This is a genomic window from Pseudonocardia nigra, from assembly GCF_019396355.1.
GTDB lineage: Bacteria > Actinomycetota > Actinomycetes > Mycobacteriales > Pseudonocardiaceae > Pseudonocardia > Pseudonocardia nigra.
Genome location: NZ_JAHKRK010000085.1, coordinates 21907 through 27906 on the forward strand (window position 1 = coordinate 21907; position 6000 = coordinate 27906).

The following is a 6000-nucleotide window of genomic DNA, read 5'->3' on the forward strand; positions in this document are numbered from 1 at the left end:
TGCTGACGGCCCGCTGACGGGCCGTGGGTGGGGCCGTTGACCCGCGTCAGCGCGCGCTCTACACCGAGGGCGTGACGAGTGATCGCGCCGATCTCGAGCGGCAGTTGTGGCGGGCGGTGGAGGCGGTGCACGCCGTCGTGTACTTCGCGCCGGAGGCGAAGGCGGCGTACGCCGGCGTCGGGCTGCGCGGCTTCTGGATGGGCTACTTCGCCTCGCGGGTGGCCGCCCTCGGGGCGGTCGGGCCGCAGGTGACCACTGCACTGTTCTTCGGGTTCGCCCCGCGGATGGTCCAGCGGGCGCTGCCGCGGGCGTGGGAGCTCGCCGCCCCGCACGAGGTGCTCGCGGCGCGGGCGGAGGTCGCGCGCACGGTCCTCGGCCGGTTTGCGGGTGTGGACGTCGCACCCGCCGCGAACGCGCTCACCGCGGCGGCGGATGGGCTCGATCTCGCCGGCAGGCCGCTCGCAGCCGCCCATGCCGCCGCCCTTGCGGAGGGGCCCGACGCGCTCGGCGCGCTGTGGCGCGCGGCGACGGTGCTGCGCGAGTACCGCGGCGACGGCCACATCGCCGCGTTGGTGGCGGAGGGCGTGGACGGCGTCCAGGCGAACGTGTGGACGGCGGCGGGCGGCGTGCTGGTGCCCGAGCAGCGCGAGTTCCGCGGGTGGACCGAGCAGGAGTGGGCCGGCGCCGCAGCCGCCCTGCGCCGGCGCGGGTGGCTCGACGGCGACGGCATGCTCACGCCGGCGGGCCGCGAGGTGCGCGCCGAGGTCGAGCGGCGGACCGACCGCGCCGCCGCCCCGGCCCTCGCCCGGCTGGACGACGCCGCGCTGCGTGCGGTCGCGGCCCGGCTCGTGCCGGTGGCGTCGGCGATCGCGCAGGCCGGGGCGGTGCCCTACCCGAACGCGATGGGCGTGCCGGCGCCGCGGGCGATCAGCGCAGCACCGGCGGGATCGTGAGGAGGCGCGGGTCGAGGGACCCGCGCGGTGTCCGGCCCGTGAGGTGCTCGATGAGCGCAGCCGTGCCTGCCTCGTCCGTCGCGGCGCCGTCGCGCAGCAGCTCGGCCGCCGGCGCGGGCAGCCGAGCCACGAGCAGCGTCAGGCACTCGTGCGCGGCCGCCGGGTGCACGAACTCCGTCGGCGCGCCTGTGAGGGCGTCGGCGAGGTCCAGGCCGTGCACCACGCCTTCCACGCAGCGCGTGACGAGGAAGTCGCGCAGGCCCAGGCTGCCGAGCCGGGCCAGGATCAGCCGGTCGTGCGGCTCGCGCGCCAGCCGCCCGGAGACCTCGTCGACGACGGCGGCGAGGTGGCGGCGCAGGTGCTCGCGGGGGATCGCGGCCGCGTCGTCGATCGACCGGGCACGCACGGCGGAGGCCACCGCCTGCGCGCCGTCGTAGTACTCGACGAGACCGACCTCGGCCTGTGCCGGAGCCGGCTTGTCCAGGCCCGAGCGCACCGCATCCCAGTTCCGCGCGAGGTGCGCCACGAGCTCGGCCACCCGCCAGCCGTCCAGCCGGGTCGGGCGCTCCAGCGCACCGTCGTCGAGGGCGCTCACCCGCCGGGCGAGCAACGCGAACTGTTCGGTCGCCGCACTGCGGACCTGATCGAAGGTGGAGTCGTCCACGCCCTGCTCCTCTGCTCGGTGCCCGCGTCCCCGGCATCATCGCGGCGAGGCCCGGGCCGAGGGACCCCACGTCTCCCGCCCGTCAGCGGGCCGTCAGCGGCGAGCCGTGATCGAATTGTCGGGCCGACCCCATAGCGTGTCGCCCGTGCAGGTGATGCGGCTCGAGTGCTGTGGTTTCGCGTGGGTGGGGGAGGAGCGGGCGCATCGCTGCAAGCGCACCGGCGGGTGCGGCCACGTGTTCGACGATGCGGTGCTCTGGGACTCCCACCGCCACGCGGGCGCCTGCCTCGACCCCGGCGGCCTCGGCCTCGGCCGCACGAAGAACGGTGTGTGGCTGCGGGTGCCCGGCGCGTTGGAGCCCGCGTGAGGTCCGTGGTCGCGGCGACCGGTCGCTCCCCACGGGACCGCGCACCCCGCGGACGCCCCGGGCTGCGCGGATGGGGCGGGGTCGGTTCGCAGCGGGGGCGAACCCTCTCGTTACGGTAGGCCGACCGCCTGTCTCGGGAAAGACGATCTCGTGCCCTCGTTCGGCCGGACCGCCAGCGGAGGGGCCGACGCCCGGGCCACCACCGCAGGGGCCGCGGCGTACGTCCTGACCGCGCCGGGGCGGACCGCTGCGGTGTCGGTCGTCATCGACCCGCTCGTCGAGGAGCTCGCGGTCGGCCGGGCCGCATCGGCCGTCGGCCCGGTGCTGCTGGTGGGCGAGCCCCGTCCGGCGGCCGTCCCGACCGGAGCCGCCGGCTCCGGTCACCGGGTCCGTCCTGCAGCCTCCGACCAGAGGGAGCTCCGTTGACGCCCAGCGCGTGCCGCTTCTGCCGCTCGACCGAGGGCAGTGTCGTCCTCGACCTCGGTCATCAGCCGTCGTCGGAGCTCTTCCCGGCCCACGCCGATCCCGGGCCGGATCCCACCTTTCCCCTGCGGATGTGGCTCTGCGCCGACTGCCGCCTCGCGCAGCTCGCCGACGACGCGGACGTGCCAGAGGAGCCGGTGGGACAGGAGCCCGCCGCGCTGTCGGCCCAGCGCCGGGCCGCCGTCGACGCGCTGGTGGCCGCAGGTGCCCTGCCGGCGAACGGCACGGTGGCCGAGTTCCCCAGCCCGCACGGCGGTACCTGGCTCGACCTGCTCGCCGAGCACGGGCTCACCCCGGCCGCCCCCGGGACGGCGGCCGACGTCGTTGTCGACGGGTGCTTCGGGATCATGCACGCGGCCGACCAGCTCGCGGCGTTCCGGGAGCGGGCCGAGTCCCTGCGCCCCGGCGGCACGCTGGTCCTGCAGTTCCACTCGCTCGAGGCGATCCTCACGGGCGCCCAGTGGAACGCCCTGCGGCTGGGCCACTACGCGTACTACTCCACGCCCGCGATCCTCGACATGCTCGGGCGCGTCGGGCTGCGGGTCACCACGGCCCACCGGTTCCCGCTGTACGGCGGCACCGTGCTGCTGACCGCGTCCCGGGACGGGGCCGTGGACCCGTCGGTCGAGGCGCTGTGCGCCGCCGAGCTGGCGGCAGGCGTCCTGCGCCCCGAGGTGGTGGCCGGCCTGCAGGAGTCGGTCCGGCGCACGGCGACGGGCCTGCGCGAGATGCTCGAGCGGGAGCGGGCCCTGGGCAGGCGGGTCCACGGCTACAGCGCCGCGTCCCGCGCCGTCGCGCTGCTGTGTCTCGCCGGCGTCGACGCCACCCTGCTCCACGGCGTGGCCGACGCCTCGCCCGCGAAGCAGGGCGGGCGGATGCCCGGAACCGACATCCCGATCATCTCCCCGGCCGACCTGGTGGCCGCCGAGCCGGACGCCGTCCTGCTGTTCGTGCCCGACCTGCTCGACGAGGTGCGGGCGGCGCTGCCGCAGGTCGAGGCCACCGGTGGGCGGTGGATCGCCGCGGGCGACGATCGCTGAGGCGGGTGGCGGTCTCTGCCTCCACTAAGCTCCCAGGGATCCGATGGGAGGGGAGTAGGGCCACGTGATGCAGATCGGTGAGGTCGCCGGTCGGGTCGGCCTGTCGCTGCGCACGATCCGGCACTGGGACGAGGTGGGGCTTGTCGTGCCCTCCGAGCGGTCCGCCGGTGGCTTCCGGCTCTACACCGAGGCCGACGTCGATCGGCTCATGCTGGTCAAGACGCTCAAGCCGCTGGACCTCACCCTCGAGCAGATGCGCGAACTGGTCGACACGATGGACGCCCTCGCCGCCGATGACGGGAGCGACAGCGCCGTCACCGGCGACCTCCTCGGCAAGCTCGCCGCGTTCCGGGCCGCCGCCGACGGGCGGGTCGGCGCGCTCCGCGCTCAGATCCAGGGGCTGGAGATGCTGTCGCGCGAGCTGCGCGCGTTGGCGGCGAGGAGCGCGCGGTCGCGCCGCGGAGAGCCGCGGCAGGCGACGGTGGTCGACGCCGTGCAGGACGCCGACCGGAGCTGACCCACGGACGGCGTCCGGGTGGCGCTCCCGCACCCGGCGACCTCCCACGCCCGGGTGGTCGCCCTCCTGTTCCGATCATCACACCTGGAGCGATACACCCTTACGTGAGGGTAGAATTCCCCCGGTCGAGCCCCGGCGCTGTGCGGCTCACCCTCTCCCCTCCTTCGCGAAAGAGACGATGGCCGCTTCTGTGCTGCGCGGGCTCCGCCCTGCCCTCCGTCCCACCCGTCCCTCCTGGTCGTCCCCCCGGGTCCTGCGCACCGAGGCCCTGGCGGGCGTCGTCGTGGCGCTCGCGCTGATCCCGGAGGCGATCGCCTTCTCGATCATCGCGGGGGTGGACCCGAGGGTCGGCCTGTTCGCCTCGTTCACGATGGCGGTGACGATCGCCTTCACCGGCGGCCGGCCCGCGATGATCAGTGCGGCCACCGGCGCGATCGCCCTGGTCGTGGCGCCGCTCGCGCGCGACCACGGCGTGGAGTACCTGCTCGCGGCCGTGGTGCTGGGCGGTCTGCTGCAGGTGCTGCTCGCGGTGGCCGGCGTCGCCAGGCTGATGCGGTTCCTGCCGCGCAGCGTGATGGTCGGCTTCGTCAACGCGCTCGCGATCCTGATCTTCATCGCGCAGCTGCCCTACCTGTCCGGCGTGCCGTGGACCGTCTACGCGCTCGCCGCGGTGGGGCTCGCCGTGATGGTCGGGCTGCCCCGGCTGACCACCGCCGTCCCGGCGCCGCTCGTGGCCATCGTGCTGCTCACCGTGTTCACGGTGAGCGCGGGCGTCATCGTGCCGACCGTCGGCGACCAGGGCGAGCTGCCCGACAGCCTGCCGGTGCTGGGCATCCCGGCCGTGCCGTTCTCGATCGAGACGCTGCAGATCATCGCGCCCTTCGCCCTCGCGCTGGCCATGGTCGGCCTGCTGGAGTCGCTGATGACCGCGAAGCTCGTGGACGACATCACCGACACCCACTCGAACAAGAGCCGCGAGTCGTGGGGCCAGGGCGTGGCGAACATCGTCACCGGCTTCTTCGGCGGCATGGGCGGCTGCGCGATGATCGGGCAGACGATGATCAACGTGAAGTCCAGCGGCGCGCGCACCCGGGCCTCGACGTTCCTCGCCGGGGTGTTCCTGCTGATCCTGGTCGTCGCGCTCGGCCAGGTGGTCGGGCTGATCCCGATGGCCGCGCTCGTGGCCGTGATGATCATGGTGTCGGTCGGGACCTTCGACTGGCACAGCATCCGGCCTGCAACGCTGCGGCGGATGCCGAAGAGCGAGACGACGGTGATGGTGGCGACCGTCGTCGTCACCGTGGTCAGCCACAACCTGGCCTACGGGGTCGGGGTCGGCGTGCTCGTGGCGACCGTGCTGTTCGCGCGCCGGGTCGCGCATCTCGTCGAGGTGACGAGCGTGATCGACCCGGACGGGACGACGAAGGTCTACCGGGTGAGCGGCCAGTTGTTCTTCGCCTCGAGCAACGACCTCGTGTTCGCGTTCGACTACGCGGCCGACCCCGCCGACGTCGTCATCGACCTCTCCGCCGCGCACGTGTGGGACGCCTCGACCGTGGCGGCGCTCGATGCGATCACCACGAAGTACGAGGTGCGCGGCACGACGGTGACCATCACCGGCATGAACGAGAACAGCAAGCAGCGGCACTCGACGTTGGCGGGGCACCTCTCCGCCGGTCACTAGGCCAGGGCGTGTCCGGCGGACCCTGATCGCGGTCCTGGCGCCCAGATCGCCCCTGGCGGCGTTGTCGGCCCGACCGGATACGCCAGGTATGACGGCTCGAGCCTCCGCCTTGCCGGGAACGATCCGGATCACCAGGCCCATCGACCCGGATCCACCGGACACGCCCTAGAGCGTGTCCCTTGGATCATGGGACGGGGTCGCGGAGCCAGATCCTGATCGAGGCGACGTCGATGGTTCCGCGGAACATGTAGTCGCGCTTGTCGTAGCGGGTGGCGACCGCGCGGTGGCCCTT

General features: G+C 74.2%; 7 protein-coding genes. 6 read left to right on the top strand and 1 reads right to left on the bottom strand.

The annotated features are described in order from the left end of the window. Nucleotides 1-71 precede the first annotated feature (71 nt). Nucleotides 72-953 (top strand): SCO6745 family protein, encoded by an 882-nt coding sequence (locus KME75_RS20895; RefSeq protein ID WP_219416556.1) that lies wholly within the window; start codon nucleotides 72-74, stop codon nucleotides 951-953. Here the strand turns inward: KME75_RS20895 and KME75_RS20900 are convergent. Further along, nucleotides 928-1617 (bottom strand): maleylpyruvate isomerase N-terminal domain-containing protein, encoded by a 690-nt coding sequence (locus KME75_RS20900; protein WP_219416557.1) that lies wholly within the window; start codon nucleotides 1615-1617, stop codon nucleotides 928-930. The genes KME75_RS20895 and KME75_RS20900 overlap by 26 nt on opposite strands. Nucleotides 1618-1771: 154 nt before the next feature. Between KME75_RS20900 and KME75_RS20905 the strand changes: the two genes are divergently transcribed. The 5 genes from KME75_RS20905 to KME75_RS20925 all read left to right on the top strand — a co-directional run bounded on the left by KME75_RS20905 (nucleotide 1772) and on the right by KME75_RS20925 (nucleotide 5708). Beyond that, nucleotides 1772-1984 (top strand): FDXHR family putative zinc-binding protein, encoded by a 213-nt coding sequence (locus KME75_RS20905; RefSeq protein WP_246632510.1) that lies wholly within the window; start codon nucleotides 1772-1774, stop codon nucleotides 1982-1984. Between the two features lie 150 nt (nucleotides 1985-2134). Next, nucleotides 2135-2410, top strand: a complete 276-nt coding sequence (locus KME75_RS20910) for a hypothetical protein (protein WP_219416559.1) — start codon at nucleotides 2135-2137, stop codon at nucleotides 2408-2410. Beyond that, nucleotides 2407-3507, top strand: a complete 1101-nt coding sequence (locus KME75_RS20915; RefSeq protein WP_219416560.1) for a class I SAM-dependent methyltransferase — start codon at nucleotides 2407-2409, stop codon at nucleotides 3505-3507. Before KME75_RS20910 ends, KME75_RS20915 begins: the two co-directional genes overlap by 4 nt. A 67-nt stretch (nucleotides 3508-3574) precedes the next feature. Continuing rightward, a complete protein-coding gene (locus KME75_RS20920) occupies nucleotides 3575-4024 on the top strand; it encodes a MerR family transcriptional regulator (protein ID WP_219416564.1) in 450 nt (149 codons plus the stop codon). A gap of 178 nt (nucleotides 4025-4202) precedes the next feature. Beyond that, nucleotides 4203-5708 (top strand): SulP family inorganic anion transporter, encoded by a 1506-nt coding sequence (locus tag KME75_RS20925; RefSeq protein WP_219416561.1) that lies wholly within the window; start codon nucleotides 4203-4205, stop codon nucleotides 5706-5708. The last annotated feature ends 292 nt before the right edge of the window (nucleotides 5709-6000 follow it).